The organism is Oligoflexus sp., from assembly GCF_035638955.1.
GTDB lineage: Bacteria > Bdellovibrionota_B > Oligoflexia > Oligoflexales > Oligoflexaceae > Oligoflexus.
In genome coordinates this window covers 1-19,894 of sequence record NZ_DASQYZ010000231.1, presented here as the reverse complement: position 1 = coordinate 19,894, position 19,894 = coordinate 1, and the positions used below count along the sequence as shown (strand labels likewise).

General features: G+C 54.0%; 18 protein-coding genes. 1 reads left to right on the top strand and 17 read right to left on the bottom strand.

All coding sequences use genetic code 11. The annotated features are described in order from the left end of the window. Window positions 1-229: 229 nt before the first annotated feature. The 14 genes from VE954_RS21750 to VE954_RS21685 are packed head-to-tail and all read right to left on the bottom strand — an operon-like array spanning window position 230 to window position 13,736. Window positions 230-1,708, bottom strand: a complete 1,479-nt coding sequence (locus VE954_RS21750; RefSeq protein ID WP_324956696.1) for an NADH-quinone oxidoreductase subunit N — start codon at window positions 1,706-1,708, stop codon at window positions 230-232. 21 nt (window positions 1,709-1,729) lie between these two features. Continuing rightward, a complete protein-coding gene (locus VE954_RS21745; protein ID WP_324956694.1) occupies window positions 1,730-3,286 on the bottom strand; it encodes an NADH-quinone oxidoreductase subunit M in 1,557 nt (518 codons plus the stop codon). Next, window positions 3,283-5,208, bottom strand: coding sequence for an NADH-quinone oxidoreductase subunit L (nuoL, locus tag VE954_RS21740; RefSeq protein ID WP_324956692.1), 1,926 nt, complete (start codon window positions 5,206-5,208; stop codon window positions 3,283-3,285). The genes VE954_RS21745 and nuoL overlap by 4 nt, the downstream gene beginning before the upstream one ends. Window positions 5,209-5,211: 3 nt before the next feature. Further along, window positions 5,212-5,514, bottom strand: a complete 303-nt coding sequence (gene nuoK, locus VE954_RS21735; RefSeq protein ID WP_324956690.1) for an NADH-quinone oxidoreductase subunit NuoK — start codon at window positions 5,512-5,514, stop codon at window positions 5,212-5,214. Then, entirely contained in the window at window positions 5,514-6,038 is a 525-nt protein-coding gene (locus VE954_RS21730) for an NADH-quinone oxidoreductase subunit J (RefSeq protein WP_324956688.1), read from the bottom strand. The genes nuoK and VE954_RS21730 overlap by 1 nt, the downstream gene beginning before the upstream one ends. Further along, window positions 6,031-6,531, bottom strand: coding sequence for an NADH-quinone oxidoreductase subunit I (locus VE954_RS21725; RefSeq protein WP_324956686.1), 501 nt, complete (start codon window positions 6,529-6,531; stop codon window positions 6,031-6,033). The genes VE954_RS21730 and VE954_RS21725 overlap by 8 nt, the downstream gene beginning before the upstream one ends. 1 nt (window position 6,532) lies before the next feature. Then, window positions 6,533-7,618, bottom strand: a complete 1,086-nt coding sequence (gene nuoH / locus VE954_RS21720) for an NADH-quinone oxidoreductase subunit NuoH (protein ID WP_324956685.1) — start codon at window positions 7,616-7,618, stop codon at window positions 6,533-6,535. Next, complete coding sequence (locus VE954_RS21715) at window positions 7,605-9,101, bottom strand: 2Fe-2S iron-sulfur cluster-binding protein (protein WP_324956684.1); 1,497 nt, start codon at window positions 9,099-9,101, stop codon at window positions 7,605-7,607. Before VE954_RS21715 ends, nuoH begins: the two co-directional genes overlap by 14 nt. Before the next feature lie 12 nt (window positions 9,102-9,113). Beyond that, window positions 9,114-10,439, bottom strand: coding sequence for an NADH-quinone oxidoreductase subunit NuoF (gene nuoF, locus VE954_RS21710; RefSeq protein ID WP_324956682.1), 1,326 nt, complete (start codon window positions 10,437-10,439; stop codon window positions 9,114-9,116). Beyond that, the gene (nuoE, locus tag VE954_RS21705; RefSeq protein WP_324956680.1) at window positions 10,432-10,917 is read right to left on the bottom strand and encodes an NADH-quinone oxidoreductase subunit NuoE; all 486 of its coding nucleotides are present in this window, start codon (window positions 10,915-10,917) and stop codon (window positions 10,432-10,434) included. Before nuoE ends, nuoF begins: the two co-directional genes overlap by 8 nt. Window positions 10,918-10,943: 26 nt before the next feature. After that, window positions 10,944-12,194 (bottom strand): NADH dehydrogenase (quinone) subunit D, encoded by a 1,251-nt coding sequence (gene nuoD / locus VE954_RS21700; protein ID WP_324956679.1) that lies wholly within the window; start codon window positions 12,192-12,194, stop codon window positions 10,944-10,946. Next, on the bottom strand, window positions 12,191-12,757 hold the full coding sequence (locus VE954_RS21695; RefSeq protein WP_324956677.1) for an NADH-quinone oxidoreductase subunit C: 567 nt from the start codon (window positions 12,755-12,757) through the stop codon (window positions 12,191-12,193). The genes nuoD and VE954_RS21695 overlap by 4 nt, the downstream gene beginning before the upstream one ends. Further along, a complete protein-coding gene (locus VE954_RS21690; protein ID WP_324956675.1) occupies window positions 12,754-13,338 on the bottom strand; it encodes an NADH-quinone oxidoreductase subunit NuoB in 585 nt (194 codons plus the stop codon). The genes VE954_RS21695 and VE954_RS21690 overlap by 4 nt, the downstream gene beginning before the upstream one ends. A gap of 11 nt (window positions 13,339-13,349) precedes the next feature. Next, the gene (locus VE954_RS21685; protein WP_324956673.1) at window positions 13,350-13,736 is read right to left on the bottom strand and encodes an NADH-quinone oxidoreductase subunit A; all 387 of its coding nucleotides are present in this window, start codon (window positions 13,734-13,736) and stop codon (window positions 13,350-13,352) included. Window positions 13,737-14,285: 549 nt separating this feature from the next. On the opposite strand from VE954_RS21685, the gene VE954_RS21680 reads away from it, so the two are divergent. Then, window positions 14,286-16,406 (top strand): glycoside hydrolase family 48 protein, encoded by a 2,121-nt coding sequence (locus VE954_RS21680; protein WP_324956671.1) that lies wholly within the window; start codon window positions 14,286-14,288, stop codon window positions 16,404-16,406. A 10-nt stretch (window positions 16,407-16,416) separates the two neighbouring features. On the opposite strand, the gene VE954_RS21675 is transcribed toward VE954_RS21680, so the two are convergent. The 3 genes from VE954_RS21675 to VE954_RS21665 form a co-directional block, all read right to left on the bottom strand. After that, entirely contained in the window at window positions 16,417-16,899 is a 483-nt protein-coding gene (locus VE954_RS21675) for a DUF4112 domain-containing protein (protein ID WP_324956669.1), read from the bottom strand. Window positions 16,900-16,910: 11 nt separating this feature from the next. After that, window positions 16,911-17,927, bottom strand: coding sequence for a glycoside hydrolase family 6 protein (locus VE954_RS21670; RefSeq protein ID WP_324956667.1), 1,017 nt, complete (start codon window positions 17,925-17,927; stop codon window positions 16,911-16,913). A 90-nt stretch (window positions 17,928-18,017) separates the two neighbouring features. Beyond that, a partial coding sequence (locus VE954_RS21665; RefSeq protein WP_324956665.1) for an Hpt domain-containing protein occupies window positions 18,018-19,894 on the bottom strand: 1,877 nt, incomplete at its 5' end.

Genomic DNA, 19,894 nt, shown 5'->3' with positions numbered 1-19,894 from the left:
CTGAATGCGGGTTTGAATTTCCGAGGGACCAACAAGCCTGTCTTAATTTACTGAAAAGATACGAATCAGCGGTGTGGCTCCGCCTTCCCGAGTTATACTCGGGTCGTAGCAGACGGTTGGCCCTCGGGCCATTCTCCTGCCAACTTCAAGAGTCCTGGAAGGATCTTCCAGGACTCCTCGCATCTTAACTACAGGATGCTCGGGAATTTATTCCCGAGAGGTTGTCACGTCATTTCATAAGGCTGGAAAACCAGGATGGGACAAAACCCATAAATAATGTGAGGACAGCTGCCAATCCCACGACCGCGGAACTGCCAACCCATCGGGCTTCCACACCATGATCGTCACCCTGAGGTCTCATGTACATGTAAACCAAGGGTCGCAGGTAAAATACTGCGGAAATCACGCTGCCAACGACAGCCAGAATGGTCAGACCCAATTCACCCGCAGAGACGGCACTCATGAAGAGATAGTATTTTCCGAAAAATCCAGCCGTCGGTGGAATACCCGCCATGCTGAGAAGAAACAAACTCAAAGCGAAAGCCAGATAAGGTCGGCGCTGACCCAGACCAGCCAGGTCCTGAAGGGTGGGCTCATCACTGTGTTCGGGACTGATCAGGGTCAGGACAGAAAATCCACCCAGATTCATGACCACATAAAAAAGCGTATAGGACACGATAGCGTCCGATGCACTTTCCTGGCCGATGATCAAAGCCAAAAAGCCCAGCAATACATAACCGGTGTGCGTGATGGTTGAATACGCGAGCATCCGCTTGAGATTGGTTTGCCGCAAGCCCACCAGCGCGCCGAACAGGAGCGTGACAGCGATAATGGTCCAAAGGATCCAATAGAAACTGCCACCGACCGACAAAAGGCCTGGCAGAGAAAAGACATCACTGCTGAAGCGTAAAAGCGAGCCAATGGCAGCAGCCTTGACGCCGGAAATCATAAAACCCGTCACCGGGGTCGAAGCACCGGTATAGACATCGGGAATCCAGACATGGAAAGGCACGGCGCCGATTTTAAAGAGAAAGCCGATGCCGACCATGACCAGACCCAGAACCGGCAGCATGGGTGTTCCGTTTTGCCAAAGACGACTGAGCCCCTGGCCGATGACATCGAATTTTAAGCTCCCGGTGCTGCCGTAGAGCAGACTTACGCCGTAAAGCAAAATCGCACTCGCCACACCACCGAGCAGAAAATATTTCAGTCCCGCTTCCGCAGCGTCGGAGGACTGACGCCGCATGCCCACCAAAACATAGACAGCCAGGGACATCAGTTCCAGGCCAATGAACAGCACCATCAGATCCCGCGTACTCACCAGGATCATCATACCCACGACGGCAAACGCTATCAGCGAGTAAACCTCGGTCAGAAGCTTTTCGCGTTGATCAAAACCCAAAGTCATGAAGGCTGCAGCCAGACCAGCTGCGACCGTTAAAGCGGAAAAAATCTGACTCAAGCGATCAATCACCAGCACGCCGCCGAGGACCGAAACGGGAGCGTCCGGCACACTGAAACTGAGACTTAACAGAGCCAGTACCGAACCAGCGGTCAACACCGCGAAGGAGGCCAATCGGCCTTTAGGTTTCCAGGGCGCAGCAAGAAGAGCCAGGACCGCGCTCACACTCATCACGATAAGGGGAATGAGCGCCTGCCATTGTTCGGCCGCTATGAAATGGATGGGAAATAGTTCTTCAAACGACACAAGGACTCCTCTTGATGAACATCAGAAGTGGGAAACACGGCCCGATTCATCAGGTTTTACGGCTTCGGGACTGATGTGTTTGACAGTCTCTTCGATGGCCAGCTTGGAACGAACCAAATAACCCTGGGGCGCGACCCCGATACCGACGACAGCCGCACTTAAGGCCGCCATCACGATGATTTCCTTCACACTCAGATCCGACCAGGTCGAGGCCGGACCTTCCGCGGTCGCCCCAAACATGGTCTTTTGATAAACATTCAACATGTAGACCGCCCCGAGCACCATACCAGTGGCCGCAAGAATGGTGGCGCCGCTGTCCACGCGGAAACTCGACACCAGCACCATGAACTCACCCACAAAGCCGTTGGTTCCCGGCAAAGCCACGGACGAGAGGACCATGATCATAAAGGATGTGGCCAGCAGTGGGGTGGTTTTCGCAAGACCCCCAAAGGCCGATAGTTCAAGGCTGCCACGGCTTTTTTCCAAGTGTCCCACGAGCAGAAAAAGTCCGGCAATGGCGATCCCGTGATTGACCATCTGCAGCAGCGCCCCATTCATACCGGAAGGGGTCAAAGAGAAAAGACCCAGCAGAATATAACTGACGTGCGAGAGCGAGGAGTAGGCAATGGCAGTTTTCAAATTTTTCTGGGCGATGGCCAGCAGAGCGCCATACACGATACCAATGGCGGCCAGCCACATCAGGGTCGGCCCAAAGGCCCGCGCTGCATCAGGAAACAGGGGCAAAAGAATTTTCAGAATACCGTAGGTTCCCATTTTGGACAGGACAGCCGCGAGGTAAATCGTCACCAGTGTAGGAGCCTGAGTATAGGTCGAAGGCAGCCAGGCATGAAAGGGTACCAGCGGTGACTTGACAAAAAACGCAGCCGCAAACGCCGCGAACAGGAGCCCTTGGGCCGAGAGAACGCCGCCCCAGCCCGCATCAGGGTCGAAGGCAAAGCGCAGATTCTGCAGTTCAACCATCGACGCGCTGAAGGTACCTGTCGTGGTCTTCTGAGCATAAATCAACCAGGCAATGCCAACCAGCATCAGGAGCGAGCCGGCAAAGGTATAAATAAAAAATTGCAGCGTGGCCTTGACCCGATCCGCGCCACCGTACATGCCAATCAAAAGATAAGCAGGAATCAGAATCACTTCCCAGAACACGTAAAACAGGAAAAGATCCTGACTCAAAAACGTACCCAGGGCGCCGCATTCCATGAGCAGCACCAGGGCAGTCATGCGCTTTTGCATGCTGTCGGTCGCATCAGCGGGCAGCGTCCAGGTTCCTAGGAATGCCAGCGGCGTAAGCATAGCCGTGAACACAACCAAAGGCAGGTTTAAACCATCCACGGCAATGTCAAACGACACGCCCATCTCAGGTATCCACGGAAACTTAATGGCAAACTGGGGACCGAGGACGTCCACTTCAAAGTTCAGCCAAAGCATAACCCCAAAAACAGCCACCAAGGCGCTTATCAGGACACCCAGCGGCCTGGCTATTTTTCCATTGGGCAACAGAAGAATGAGGGCCGCACCCACAGCCGGAAGAAAGATCATCCAAGAGAGGAGTTGATTCATACATTCGTCCAGAAGAGAGAGATTGCCACGATGAGCGAAAGTCCGGCCAAGAGAATCAGAGCAAAGATCTGAAGATCTCCTCCCTGCAAAGCCCGCAGCCGATCACCCGACCACGACGAACCCACACCCATCCAGTTGCCAAGATTCTGCATCAAACGTCCTTCCAGGGTCCTGGCGATGAGATCACCCATCCAATAGAGGGGACGGACGAAGAGGCTGGTATAGATTTCGTCAACAAAATATTTGCCTTCCAAAAGTTTTCCCAGGGCCGCACTCGGCAGTGTGAAAGTCTTTTTAAACATCGCAAGGCCCAGGAAAATTCCGATAACGCTCAAGGCTGTGGCGATCACGGACACCATACCTTCACTGATGGGGGCGGCATGAAGATCCAAAGCTGCGACAGGTACCACCGGTGTCAACCATTCGCCGAGCAGATGCGTAGGCAAGCCCACGGCATGGGCCAGTTCATGGGGCACTCCTAAGAATCCACCGAATGTGGCCAGCACAGCCAGGACCACGAGGGGCAGGGTCATCACCCAAGGCGATTCATGACCGTGAATGCCCGATCGGGCTTCACCCCAGAATGTCATGCGCAGCATGCGTATCGTATAGATTGCGGTCAGAAACGCGGCCAGGGAACCGGCTGCAAACAGGCCCATGCTGCCCCGCGGCATGGCTTCTGCCATGAACAGGATTTCATCCTTACTGAAAAATCCGCTGAACAAGGGAACGCCCATAATCGCCAGACTGCCGATCAGCATCGTTGCATGGGTGATAGGCAAGGCTTTGCGCAGGCCTCCCATTTTCCGCATGTCCTGCTCTCCATCACAGGCGTGGATGACAGATCCAGCACCCAGGAAAAGAAGGGCTTTAAAGAAAGCATGCGTCATAAGGTGAAAGACAGCAGCATGATAGGCGCCGACTCCGGTCGCGAGGAACATAAAGCCCAGCTGCGAAACCGTGGAATAGGCCAGAACCTTTTTAATATCATTCTGGGCCAGCGCGATGGTGCCGCCGATCAGAGCAGTCAAAGCTCCAACCCAGGCCACAACCGTCATCACCGCAGGCGCAAGTTCAAAGACAAAGTGCAGACGAGCAAAGAGATAAACGCCAGCTGTCACCATGGTCGCGGCGTGGATCAGGGCCGAAACTGGAGTAGGACCTGCCATCGCATCAGGCAGCCAAACATAAAGGGGAAACTGAGCCGATTTTCCAGTCGCCGCAAAGAAGAGCAGCACCGCAACACCGGTCAGATACGTGGCATGTTCGGGAGTAATTTGCGCCAGAAGCTGAGAAAAAGCCAAGGTGCCGAATTTTGCGTAGAGCATGCACATGGCGAGGACAAATCCAAAATCACCAACCCGGTTCACGAGAAAGGCTTTCCGAGCGGCATCGGCATTGGCGGCATCACCATACCAGTAGCTGATGAGCAGATACGAGCAGAGGCCCACACCTTCCCAGCCGAAGAACACAAACAGTAGATTATCGCTCAGGACCAGGATCAGCATCGCGAAGCAGAACAGGTTCAGATAAGCAAAGAAACGCGCCGCACCTTTTTCATGCGACATGTAACCGATGCTATAAAGATGAATCAGACTGCCGATGCCCGTGATGATCAGGGCCATGATGGAGCTGAGTCGATCCAACTGGAGATTCAGGCCCACTGAAAAATCGCTCATCGCCACCCACTGATATACGGTGGTATGCAGCGCCCCGCTGCCGGCCGCCAGCTCACGAAAACCGCTGAAGGCAAAGAAGAAGCTGGCCAGCATCGCGAGGGTCGCCACGCCACCGGAAATCAGATGACTCGTTTTGCTGACCCCACGGCTGAGCAGAGGATAAACGATGCCGTTGAATGCAAAACCACAGAGCGGCAGCAGCAGGATCCACAAAGGCAGGTTGGAATTGACAAAGTCGCTCATGGTTCAGCCTCGCAAGGTCTGGGTACGGTCGGTCTTGATACTACCGAAATTTCGATAGACGTTGACCAGAATGGACAAACCGACAGCCGATTCCGCTGCCGCGATCGTAATAACAAAAAATACCTGCAGCTGACCCGAGAGCTGCTGCAGTTCGTGGGCAAAGGTGACAAAGGATAGATTCACGCCGTTCAGCATGAGTTCAATGCCCATGAGCATCACGAGGGTATTGCGTCGAACGCAGATCGCCAGAAGTCCCATACAGAAAAGCCAGGCGGAGAGAAGGTGCAAAAGTACGCCGGTATCCATCAATCCACCTTTCTTTTGGCAAGGACCAAGGCGCCAGCAATGGCGACCAGGAGCAGGAGCGAGATCAATTCAAACTGAATATACATCTGCGAAAAGAGCAAACCCGAGACCGACAAGACATTGCCGCCGATCTCCTTGATCTTTTGCAGCGAATAAATATCCGGCGTAGGCAACCCGGTTTCGTGCGACCAGTTCAAGAATGCAACCCCGAAAAAACCAGTGAGCCCCAGGCTGACGCCTAGAGCGGCATAGGTTTTCCAGGAGGCAAAATCAATTTCTCCTTTTTCCTCGTTCATGTTCAGCAGCATGATGGAGAAAATAAAGAGGACCATCACCGCACCGGCATAGACGATGATCTGCAAGGCAGCTACAAAATGCGCTCCGATCATAGCGTAGATGCCACCCAGCGCCACTATCAACCCCACGAGCGAAAACGCGCTGCTGATGGGGTTGCGCGCGAAGATCATGCTCAGGCTCAGGAGCATGATCATAACGGTGAGCACGATAAGCACAGGATTAACCACGGCCTTTGACCTCCCTTTTCAGATGGTCGAGATCATAGAAGGCTTCATCACGAGTTGTCGTGGCCAATTCGTAGTTGCGCGAAAGTTTGATCGCATCTTTAGGACACGCTTCCTCGCACATACCACAAAAGCAGCACCGCAAAGCATCGATATCAAAGCTTTTGGGCTTCTTTTCTTTGCGCACACCGTACGGATTTTCGTCAGGATCCCGTTCCTCGGCAACAATGGTTATACATTCCGCCGGACAAACGGTCTGGCACAGATAACAGGACGTACAGTTTTCAACCTTATTCTGGTCGACCGTAATAAAATGCATGCCGCGAAAGCGCTGCGAGTAGTTCCGCTTCACTTCAGGATACTGAATCGTGGTGGATTTCCCCAGAAACAGTGTCCTATAGAACTGCTTAATGGTCACTTTCAGACCCACCGCCAGGGCTGGGAGATAATACTTATCCCAGAACCCTTCTTTACGCGTAACGATCTTGGTTGCCATATTAAACCCCTACCAATGCGATGACGATCGCAACAAACATCAGGTTGGCCAGGGCGATGGGGAAGAGGATCTTCCATCCCAGATTCATCAGCTGATCGAATCGGAAGCGGGGCAAAGTCCATCGGACCCAGACAAAGAAGAACATCACACAGGCCACCTTGAAGATGAAACCCAGTGCCTGAAGGATCGCGATCAAGTTTTGTGTACCGTCGGCGCCAAACCCAACAAGGCTGGCGACACCGTTGGACAAGAGCCCCAGACCAGGCAGCAGCGAATAGCCACCTGCAAAAAGAGTCACGAGGACGGAAGAGGCCATGATCATCGCCACATACTCAGCGAAGAAGAACATGGCAAATTTGGTAGCGCCATATTCCACGTGATACCCCGCCACCAGCTCGGCGTCGCCTTCCGGCAAGTCAAACGGCAGACGGTTGGTTTCCGCGAAAATGGCGATCAGAAAAATAATAAAGGCGACCGGGTTCATGAACATGCCCCAGCGTGGAATCACGCCGAACCATTTATCATCCTGATACTGAACGATGACGTTCAAATCGAGCGAACCGTAGACGAGCAGCATCGAAACCAGCGAAAGTCCGAGAGCGATTTCATAGCTCACCATCTGGCTGCTGCCGCGCAGGGCGCCGAAAATCGCATACTTGTTGTTCGAGGCCCAACCGGCCAGCATGATCGGATACACTTCCAATCCGGCAAAGGCCAGAACCGACAGCACACCCATATCCAACTGAGCGATTTGGAGCGGGACTTCCCGGCCGTTGATCATCAGGTAACTGCCAAAGGGAATCGCCGCAAAGGCTGCAATCGGAGCGATCGCCGCGATGGCGGGTGCCAGGTGATAATAAAACTTCGAGGCCTGAGCCGGGACGAAGTTTTCCTTGAACACAAACTTGATCACATCCGCAACCGGCTGTAAAAGACCAAAAGGTCCAACGCGGTTGGGACCCACGCGGCCCTGGATCCAGGCCGAACCGCGGCGTTCGAACCAGACCATGACAGGCACTGCATTCAGGGTCACACCCAGCACAAAGATCAGCTTCAGCGTCAGAGCAATGCTATCAAACAGAGTCACGGGCTACCTCACGCGCGGCCAGAATGGGTACGATGGCTTTCATCCGCATCCCATCCAGGATTTTTTTGACCGAAGCACTGGCACCATGAGGCTGAATAATCGCTTCAAAGCTTTGCGTGACGCCATCACACTGGGTAAAGGTCCCGAATTTTTCCACAGTTCCCAGACCCGGCAGGACCGCTGCGAAACGTTCCCCTTCACGGGCACTGAACACACCCCAGGCGATTTCCACCTGGCCCAGCTTTTGAGCTGGAATCGCGGCGCGACCCGAACGGAAATAGATGGCCACATCAAAGCCCTGATCCTGCTCAGTAAGCGGATGCAGACCCAGGAGCTCCATACCCTTCGTATTCGGTGTCTTATCCTTGCGGCGCAGAAGCTCGTCCAGCGGACTGTCATCCGAAGACTGGCGAACACCATTGGTGCCGTTATAGAAACGCGTGACCACTTCGCCCTTGGTAAAACTGGGCAGAATCTGCGTAAGCGTGGCCGCCTCTTCGCTGGTCGCATCGGTGCCGATCAGCAGAAGGACACGCCGGGCGTTGCTCAGACTTTGCATCAGCCAGGGCACCAGGGTTTCCCAATTGGTGGCCACCAGCGACGCTTGAGCCTTCAACATCGGTTGCACCACGCGTTCAGGATCCTGATAGGTGTGGAACGAGACCCGTCCCTCATCACAAATCCAGTGGCCATTGACCGCCTCGTTATGCCGAGCGCGGTAACGGTAAATCACATTTTTTTCCTGATCGGCATAAATCGAGCAGCCTTTGGCGCAGCCGTCGCAGATGGCATTTTTTTCCTTCAAAAACCAGACGCGCTTTTGAAAACGGAAGTCGTTGAAGGTAATCGCGCCCACAGGGCAGATATCGGCTATATTGCCCTGATATTCATTGAACAGACCTTCTTCCAAGGCTGTGGTCAATTCCTTGCGCCAACCCCGACTGTTCATCAGAAGTTCGCTGGTCTTGGTCACATCTTCCGTATACCGCACGCAACGTTCGCAATGGATACAACGGTTCATGTTCAAGGTCAGGCGATCCGACAGCGGCTTCGTCTGAGCGTCCCCATAAACGCGTTTTTCCTCGCGGAACTCGCTCGTACCAGGACCATATTCGTAGTTATAATCCTGCAGCGAGCATTCTCCGGCCTGATCACAGACCGGACAGTCGAGCGGGTGATTCGTCAGCAAAAATTCCATCACGCCGGCGCGGCTCTTGCGAACCTTTTCCGATTGCGTGTGGACGATCATACCGTCCGCAGCGGGTGTGGAGCACGCGGTCATCAGCTTGGGAGCCTTTTCCACTTCCACGGTACACATGCGGCAGGTTCCCGCGACCGGCAGGCCGGGGTGATAACAAAAACGGGGAATCCCCTGATCGATATGAGCGCGTTCCGCAGCCCGCATGATGGTATCACCGGGCTGGAACTCAATAACCTGCCCATCTATCGTCACTTTGGGCTTAGGGCTTTCAGTAGTACTCATTCCTGACTCCAATCAAAGCCGGGCGCTGGCGTGGTGGTCGTGCGGACGGACGTAGTGCTCTGGCTTTGATGGGCAGCGCCCCAGACGCACATGCTCTTCAAACTCCGCACGAAACTTTCGAATCGTCGACAGGGCAGGACCGGTCACCGCATCCGCGAAAGCGCAGATGGTTTGACCCGCCATATTACCGCAAATATGCGCGATTTTATCGAGATCCTCGGTCGTTCCCTGCCCCGCTTCGATACGGTTGAACATCCGGGCCAGCCAGTGGCTGCCCTCGCGGCATTGACTGCACTGACCACAGGATTCGTGTTCGTAAAATTTCAAAAGGCGGGCGGCGGACTCAACAATACAGGTCTGATCATCGATGACGATAACGCCACCGGATCCGGCCATCGTCCCGGCCTTGGCCAGGCTGTCGAAGTCCATCGCGACATCGATCTCATCTCCGCGCAGCATGGGCGCCGAAGCTCCACCAGGAATCACGGCTTTCACGCTGCGACCACCGCGGACACCGCCGCAGTGTTGGATCAGATCCTTGAGGTTCATATGAATAGGCAATTCATAGACGCCGGGTTTTTCCACATGACCGGACACACAAAACAGCCGCGTTCCACCGGAACGCTCCGTGCCGATCGCTGCGAATTTCGCCGCGCCGTCTTTAATAATCGTGGGCACCGCACAGAAGGTTTCCACGTTGTTCACACAGGACGGCATCCCAAAGGCGCCGACCTGAGCCGGAAACGGTGGCTTCAAACGAGGTTCGCCCCGGCGGCCTTCAAGACTGCTCAGAAGCGCTGTTTCTTCGCCGCAGATGTAAGCTCCGGCGCCGCGATAGATTTCGATATCGAAAGCCCAGCTGCGACCCATCACTTTTTTACCTAAAAGTCCTGCCGCGCGGGCTTCCTTGATCGCCGCCTTGACGATTTCCGCCTCGCGATAGAATTCACCGCGAATATAGATATAACCCTGATTGGAACCGATCGCATGAGCGGCGATCAGCATGCCTTCGATCAGCATGTGAGGGTATTGGGTCAAGAGCAGACGATCCTTGAAGGTACCCGGTTCGCCTTCATCAGCATTGCAAACCAGATATTTGGGTTTGGGATGGCCCTGGGCATCCACAGGATTCTTGGGCATGAAGGACCATTTCATCCCGGTGGGAAAGCCGGCACCGCCGCGACCGCGGAGGTTGGATTTCTTCACCTCGTCGATGATGGCATCCGGGGTCATGCCGAGCGCCTGTTCCAGCGCCTGGTATCCACCCGCGGCCTTGTAAAAGGACAGCGTATGGTTATCCTTGATGCCATTATGTTTGGTAAGAAGGACTTCAGCCATCGAGCAGCTCCTTATCCAACCGATCCATCAACTGAAGCAGCGATGTTTCGTTCAGATTTTCATGATAATCCTTGTTCACCTGCATCACGGGAGCCGTGCCACAGGCGGCGAGGCACTCCACGGCGGTCAACGTATAACGACCGTCGGCAGTGGTCTGGCCTTCATGAATGCCGAGTCTTTTTTCCAGGCATTCGAGGAGGTGATCCGCACCGCGCAGAAAGCAGGCGATATTGGTGCAGATCTGAACGTGCTGCTTGCCCACGGGTTTTCTATTGTACATCGTATAGAACGAAACCACTTCCTCGACCCGGGCCAAAGGCAACTTCAGAAAGCTCGCGGCTTCCTTGATCGCGTCCTTGGAGATCCACCCTTCCTTCTCCTGGATTTCATGCAGAAGAGGCAAGAGCAGAGCCTGCTGAGTCGGAAACTGCGGTCGCAGTTCGTCGATACGTTGGCTTATATGTTGGTCGATAATCATACGGGAAAGCTCCTACACAGCCAGTCTCAACGGTCGAGTTCGCCGGCAATAATGTTCAAACTGCCGAGTACCGAAATCGCGTCCGGGATCTTGGCCCCTCTGATTGTGTGTTCAAAGGTTTGGAAGTGCAGCAACGATGGTGACTTGATCTTGATCCGCCAGGCCTTGGGACCACCGCGGCTCACGATATAGAAGCCGAGTTCGCCGTTGGGTGATTCGATACAGTTGTAGCTCTCACCGGGCGGCACATCGATGCCTTCCATAAATATTTTGAAGTGATGGATCAGAACTTCCATCTTTTCATAAACATCTTTTTTCTCGGGGATGCGGACGCGACGGTCCTCGACCCACAGCGGGCCCTTGGGCAACTTCTGCATGCACTGCTGCAGAATACGCACGCTCTGCCGCATCTCTTCCATGCGGACGAGGTAACGGTCGTAAACATCACCGTTCTGTCCCACCACCACATCGAAATCAATTTCCGGATAAGTGTAATAGGGCCGATCACGGCGCAGGTCAAAGTCCACACCCGAGGCGCGCAGACAGGGGCCCGTCATACCGAAGTTGATGGCATCTTCCGCACTCATCGTGCCCACATCCTTGGTCCGGTCGACCCAGATGCGGTTGGTGGTCAAGAGCTTTTCGACATCATCCAAGGTCTTGGGCAGACCGACCAGAAACTTTTGCATCTCGCTGGCAAAATTGTCCGGCAGGTCATACATCATCCCGCCGATCCGCGTGTAGGATGTCGTCAGACGCATCCCGCACATGCCTTCGATCATGGTGTAGGCTTCTTCCCGCCAGTGGTACATATACCAAAAACAGGTCATCGCGCCCATATCCAGAGCGTTGATCGCCACACAGATGATGTGGTCGATAATGCGCGCGAGCTCCATACAGATCACGCGAATCCACTGGCAGCGCTCGGTGACGGTAATGCCAAGGATGTCCTCGACCGCCATCACGTAAGCGACGTTATTGGCCAAAGCCGAACAGTAGTTCAGTCGGTCGGTGTAAACGATCCACTGGTGGTACGTGCGATGTTCCGCCAGTTTTTCGATACCGCGGTGCAGATAACCGATCTCGCAGGTGGCGTCTTCGATCACTTCACCGTTGACCCGGCACATGGCGCGCAGCGTTCCGTGCATCGCAGGGTGCGACGGACCGATGTTCACCATCACGTTCGGATTGTAAAAATCCGTGAGGCTTTGGCGTTCTTGAACTAACATTTCCCTCAGCTCGGCGGCTGACTTATTTTTCAGATTGGGTTGGGTCATGGTTCGCTGTCCTTCAGGCGTTCGGTGGGACCGTGAGGCGCGAGGCGCGCCGGCAGCGAGTCGTTAAACGGCTGACGGTCTTTCAGCTCGTATTCCTTGCGCAAGGGGTAGCCCTGGAATCTTTCGTCCATCATGATGCGACGCAGATCCGGATGGCCCTCGTACCGAATGCCAAAGAGGTCATAGACCTCGCGTTCCAGCCAGTTGGCTGCTTTCCAAATAGGAGTGACAGTGGGCAGAGGTTCCTCCTCACCCACCAAAACTTTCAGACGCAAACGGATATGGTGTTTCATCGAGTAAAGCTGATAAACACCAACAAAACGCTTCTGACCGTCCTTTTGATCGACGTTATCATAAGCGGTTATATCAGAGAGACGATCAAAGAGCAGGTCCTTGTCGTCGCGCAGATCCATGCAGAGCTTGGGCAACTGCTCGGGCTTGAGCAGCCACAACACAGTCTCCTGAATGCGATCACGCTCAAGCCGAAACTCCTTGTAGGCGGTTTCAAGATGAGCGTGCATTTTTTCCTGGCGTTCACGAGTCGCGGGAGCGGGGTCACTCATTTCGGTTCACCTACCTCTTTCGTTTCCAGCGGCGCGTCAGAAAACAGCTGATCGGAAATCACTTTACGATAGGTCATGGCATCCTTGGCTTCTTCGCGGGTCAGCCGATGCATGCGCGGACGCGGGGCGCCTTTTTCCACGACATCCTGCAGACGGAGGATGGCATAGATCAGACCTTCCGGAATCGGCGGGCAGCCGGGGACATAGATATCAACTGGCATGATTTCATCGATCCCCTGCAGAACCGAGTATGTATCAAAAATTCCGCCCGACGACGAGCAGGCGCCCATCGCGATCACCCATTTGGGTTCGAGCATTTGATCATAGATCTGACGGATGACGGGGCCCATCTTGTTGGTGATGGTTCCGGCCACGAGCAAAAGATCAGCCTGCCTGGGCGTAAACCGCACGACTTCCGCACCGAAGCGCGACAGATCATAGGTTCCAGACAGGGTCGACATCATTTCAATACCGCAGCACGACGTCCCGAAGGGCATCGGCCACAGAGAATTTTTTTGGGCCCATTTGACGGCAAAATCCAGCGTGGTTGGTATAAAGCTGGCGCTTCCATCCTTAGCCATAACAAGCCTCCTTAGTCCCAATCCAGGCCCTTACGGCCCAGCAAATAAAAATAGCCTACCAGGAGAATCACAAAAAACGTGATCATCTGCAGCAGGATAAAGGGTCCCTGGGTCAGGAACTTTTTATATACGATCGCCCATGGATACATGAAGACGACTTCAACATCGAAGAGCAGAAATACTATGCCAACGAGATAGTAACGAACCGAGAATTGCTGCCGAGCGTTGCCGACCGGCGGCACGCCACATTCGTACACGTCGTAGTGCTGCTTGAGATTTTCGCGGACACGCGTTCCCAAAAAATAGTTCGCGGCAATCAAAACGATACCAATGATAGCGCCAACCGCCATCAAAATCACAATCGGCAAATAATGGTAGGAGTCTGGATCAACCCACATGCGCCGCCATTCCTTTCGCACAGTTGAAGCCCAATGAGGTCGGAAAACAACCATAGATTCCTGGAGTTGTCAACGAAACCCCTCATTATTCCGGCTTTTCATCATCAGCACAGTCTCTGCGTTTCCTAAGCATAGCCAAATGGTTATAGAGGGAATGCAGAAAACCCTTCTATTGTGACACATGTTCACTCAATTAATCGCCCATGACTTTAGGATTTTTTAGGGTCAAACCCCGAAAGGCCTTCGCGAGAGTTGACTTGAGTGAGCCTGGAAGCCGCTCCTGCAGTGGATTTCAAGCCTTTCCACGGCAGTTTACAAACATCTAAACGCAAAAACTACCCACGCATCTTCTATCAGCAAACGATCGGATGCAACACGTCGCTTCTGCTCGATCAATTTCTTTGAATGGACCGCGGTGGTACTTTGTAATACTTGATTACAAAGTACCAGGGGGTATCTCTCGAATATCGGGCTTCACGCCTAGGAGGCTGGAACGCATGAATGTGTCCCAGCTTCCTGGGTGGGGATTATTTTCACATGGAGGTGTTTATGAAGTGTCATAAGCGTTTGCAGCCGGGACGACGCGGCCAAGGACTGGCAGCCCTGACTCTATCTTTGATGCTGTCGCAATCCGCATTAGCGGCAACCGGCTCCACGAATCGGGGAGCGACCGGCACAGGCGGTGTGGCTGTGCAATCCGACGCTGGGCAATGGCCAGCAGCCCATGCATCGATGCCGAAAGTTTTTGCAACCGGTGATGGATTCCGCATCATCACCGCTCAGGGGAGGGAAATTAGCGTACCAAGTGGCAATCCGTGGCAGGATAAATTTTTAACCCTTTGGTGGAAACTCCACGATCCCCAAAATGGTTACTTCAGCTCGTACAATCTGCCTTATCATGCGGTTGAGACTTTGCTCGTAGAGGCTCCCGATTACGGTCACGTCACAACGAGTGAGACATTCAGCTATTGGGCCTGGCTTGAAGCGATGTATGCGCATTACACCGGTGACTTTGCACCCCTGCGTTATGTTTATGATCGCATTGATAACTATGCAGTGCCCACCTATCAACCCACGGTAAGTGCCTACGATCCGCAGTCACCCGCGACGTTTGCCCGCGAAAACCCAACCCCTAACGCCTACCCTTCCCCGCTGAATGCATCGGTGAACGTGGGTCAGGATCCGCTGGCCAGTGATCTGAAAAATGCCTATGGGGATGGGCCGATCTACGGCATGCACTGGCTTCTGGACACAAGCAACTGGTATGGCTTTGGCAACGCCGATGAACCGGTTTTTATCAACACCTTCCAACGCGGACCACAGGAATCGGTATGGGAAACGATCCCGCATCCTTCCATTGAGGATTTGCGCTTTGGTGCACCGACCCAGGGTTATTTAAGTCTCTTTGTCCAGGATGGAGCCGGTTACAAACGTCAGTGGCGTTATACCAACGCTCCTGATGCGGATGCCCGACTGGTTCAAGCCACATGGTTTGCCCGCAATATTGCCAAGGAGCAAGGCCAGGGTGAAACCGTGGGAGACCTGACAGCCAAGGCCTCAAAAATGGGTGACTACTTGCGCTATGCGATGCTCGATAAATATTTTAAAGCCATCGGCTGTCGTCAGCTCAGCTGTCCCGGCGGAAAAAATTACGAGAGCGCTCACTATCTGCTCGGTTGGTATTATGCGTGGGGCGGCTCGCACGGTGCGGATACTACGGCACGCTGGGCCTGGCGGATCGGCAGCAGTTCGGCTCATTTCGGCTATCAAAATCCTCTCGCCGCTTACATTCTGAGTCAGGATGAAGAATTCACGCCGAAGTCAGCGAGCGGTCGCGGCGATTGGGCGAAAAGCCTGGACCGTCAGCTGGAATTTTATCAGTGGCTGCAGTCGAGCGAAGGGGCTATTGCCGGGGGAGCCACCAGCAGCTGGGGCGGTGCCTACGGTGACTATCCCACCGGCACATCCACCTTTCACGGGATGGCTTACGAGAGTAATCCCGTTTATGCCGATCCCGGATCGGGCACCTGGTTTGGCTGGCAGGCCTGGTCGATGCAAAGGGTTGCGGAACTTTACGCGGCAACCGGTGATAAGCGGGCCAAGGCTCTGCTCGATCGATGGGTACCGTGGGTGACAAGCGTCACGCGTCTCCTGCCGAACGGTGAATATGAAATTCCAACCACTCTCGCCTGGACGGGTCAGCCTCAAGTGAACCTGCATGTGACTGTGACGGAATACAATCAGGATCTCGGAATTGCGGCCGCGCTGGCTAAAACTCTGATGTTCCATGCGGTCGGACGCGCCCGTTATGAAGGGAAAATGGATACCGCAGCGCGTGATTTAGCCAAGGAATTGATGGAGCGTATCTGGAATCTGCATCGCGATGACAAAGGTTTGGCTGTTCCGGAAGTCCGGAAGGATTATCTGCGGTTCTTTGATTCGGTTTACATTCCTGGTTCCTATCAAGGGAAGATGCCGGATGGCAGCCTGATCAACAAGGACTCCACCTTCCTGAGTCTGCGTTCGCGTTATCGGGAGGATCCGGATTTTGCGAAAGTGGAACAATTCAAAGCCGGCGGACCGGCCCCTGTGTTCCACTACCATCGCTTCTGGGCCCAGGTGGAAGCAGCGATGGCTTATGCGGAATTTGATCGCTTGTTTGCGGATTGAATGGGATCGATCACCATGAATTGGACTGGCTGATACTTTGGATGATCCACTGTGTCAGCTGGAACGTTCCATAGACCGTAAAACCCAAAACTGTAATCAGCACCAATCCTATCAGACTGACAAACCAAAAATCCTTACGCCGGGCGCGTGGCTGACTCATGCTGCGCTCGAGCAGGCGTACGTTGCGTTCGTTAGCTTTCCAGAAGGCATCAAAAATGTCGCCCACCACAGGAATCGCACCGACCACCATTTCCACCAGGATATTAAAACCCATGCGCACCAGAGTCGAGCGCGGAGCACCCAGGTTGAAGGCCAGTCCGACAATGCCCAGGGACAACGCGGAACCGATAACATCGCCAGCCCAGGGGATGAGCCCGATGACAGCATCGAGTCCGACCTTGTACTGAGTTCCTGGAATACGAATCGAACTATCCAGGAGCCAGGCGAGACGTCGAATGAGAGCCTGTTGGCCCTCTCGGGCGTTTTGATTCACGTGAGGTTTATTCAGAGGCCAGCCCCTTTCGCCATTTCCAATGCTATGTCGCGCCACCATTGTCCTGCTCCCGGCCCACCGTTGCATGAGCCATCTGATTCACCGGGACGTTTCACCCAAAGAAAGGCATCCACGCCCCCCGTGCCTGTTTGCAAACTGGGAGCCCGACCCAGAGCCCGCGACCGCGGATTGCACCATTCACCCTGGGGATGCGGTCCCTGACCATTGCGACTGGTATCAATCACAAAATTTTTCCCAGTCAATCGCGCCCGCAGGGTCTGCCCGTATCCAATATTGTCCTCCAGAGTCTGGAAATTGGAAACATTTAAGGCAAAACCATCGGCCGCCATCACTCCTGCTTGCAAGAGCCGTTCCGCCATCACATCGACGGGTTTCCAGGCTGGATGGCCGCCATCGAGATAAATCCTCGCTCCGGACGCTTTTTTCAAAATTGCCACGGCATCCTTGATCAACCTATACCGCTCCGCTTGGGCCGTGCTCGGCAGACAATCCATTTGTGCCAGAGCATCAGGTTCGACGATGAGCAGAGCCTTATGCGTACCAAGACCGCGGGCAATGGCTTCCACCCACTTCTTATACTCAGTCGGTTGGCTGCCTCCACCTGAATACGATCCGCAATCACGATAGGGAATATGATAAAGCACCAGAGTGACAACTTTCGTCCCCGCCTGCGAGGTGATGCGCTTCACGCGACTTTCCACATCACCACTCCATTCTCCCAACCACTGTGCCATCGGCTGATTGGCAATATGCTGAAGGCGCCGCGCATCATCCGGCTGTGACTCGCGTAAAGCCTTCGCATCATGCGCAGCCAGAGATTCCGGGTCGATCCAAAGATCCCCATGGAAAGGAGCATCGTCGCGTTCCGCTGTGGTCACGGGCTGCGCAAGTTCAGGCGCTGGCTCAGGAGCTTTGTTCGGCAGCTCCTGACTCTTCGCTGAAGATCCGCAACCCCATATCACAAAGCTCGCCCAAAGGCTGCTGATCATCAGCTTGTTTGTTTTCATGATAAATTCCTTTTGTTGGAAGCAGCGATAGGAAGCTAAAAAATCGCTATTTCGCAATCAAAAGTCAAGACCAAGCTCAGAGTGTCGCGATTAGAGTGCGATGCGGACTTCCTGCATGGAAGGGCTGGCCAGAACGGATCCTGTGGGAAAAAGTATACTGACGTCAACAGGCAACAGCTGGGATTCGGGTGTCACCAGATCGATCTGATTCCAACGCAGACGGGCCTTCCAGCTGCGCAGTTCCTTGGCTACGACTTCCATCCCGACGCCACGACCCGAGACATCCGTCACGCGTTCCGCGGTACTGAAGCCGTGGGCGAAAATGCTTTGCACCAGTTGCTCCGGTTGGGTGGCCTGGGCTTCGGCCAAACCGAGTTGCAAGGCGCGAATGCGAATCTTTTCCAAATTCAGGCCTCGACCGTCATCGGCATAGTCCAGGATAAAGCCACGACCCTGGGGCCTGAGTGTAATGCTGACCTGTCCCCGCTCCGGTTTGTTCCGCTCCCGTCGCGATTCCGGTGTTTCGATACCATGGTCCAGACTATTGCGGATCATATGGACCAGAATATCATTCAAGGATTTTGCGAGAGTCGGATCCATGAACAGATCGTTGGGAATATCCAGATGAATGCTGGGCGCTGGCTTATTCAAGCTGCTTGCGATGTCATCAAAGGACGATACCAGGCCCGCGAAATAGGGCCGGGCCTGACGGTAGTCCATCATTTGAATATCCTGTTGCAGATCCGTCAATTCCTGGGCGACATGGTCAGCCGTGATATGCTGCCAACGATTCTTGAACATCTTCCATAGTTTGGGATGAACGTCCTGCATGTCGCCCGAATCAGGCCTATTCAATTTCGCCAGCACATCGGTTTTGATAGTTTCAATTTGCTGCAAAGCGTCAAGGAGATCCTGCAGGATAAAGGTGATCTGCTCGCTTTCCAAGGCATCCGATCGTCGTTTCAGTTCGGCAAACGCGGATTCCACATTGTGGGCATTCTCGGCCAGATCCAAAAGATCAAAGGTCCGAGCGTTACCTTTAACCGTATGCACTTCGCGGTAAAGACCTGCCAGCTGGTCGTTTGTGAGCTGGCTTACTTTCAAGGCGTCCACAAAGGGCTGTAGTCCACTCAAAGCGCTCATCACAAAGTCGTGAATTCGCGGCATGGACCCGTTCATGACGGCTTCGATAATTTTCGTCCGCAGTTTGGCCATCTGCGATTCACGTTCCAAACGCTTCACCTGCGTGACATCGCTCACGGTCAGCAGAACCTTGCTGACCTGATTATTCTCGGCCACCACCGCGCTCCAGCCGAGGGACAAAACCTTGATCTCGCCACGGATCGAGGTCTGAAATTCCTTGACCAGGAGCTCCTTGTTGGCTTCGAAATTCAGATCGCTGTCGCCAAAGCTGAATTCGAGGGCACTGCGCATTTGCGCTTGCACGTCCATGGCCACCGATGAGTGAGCGAACAGGAGCTGGAAAACATCGCGCCCTTCGATATGCGCCGATTCCAGAATACGCTCCAGGGCCATGGAATATTCAGGCAGGATGCGAAAGGCTGCGTCAAAGGTCAGGATACCCTCGGGCAGGCTTTGCAGAATCAAACTGAGGTTCTGCTTTTTCTCATGGAGGTCATGGGTCCGAATCGCAACGGTCCGTTCCAGGTTATGGTTGACCTGCTCAACGTGTTGCAGAAGCTGACGGTTCTGCATGAATGTCTCGGCAAAGATAATGGCGGTCCAGTACAGAATGCAGGATGTCGCGACCAAAGTTCCCATAAAGATCAGACTGGTCGATTTGATAAAGCCCAAAGCCAAGAGGATGTCATGCAAACTGGAGAAGAAGAAAATCGTTTCACCGAAGAACAGAACAAAGAGCCGCTTGTTGGCCTTCAACGCGTGATAGCAGTTCCAGACCAAATGAATCGCCATCCCGAAGCTATAAAGGAAGGTCACCTTACGGA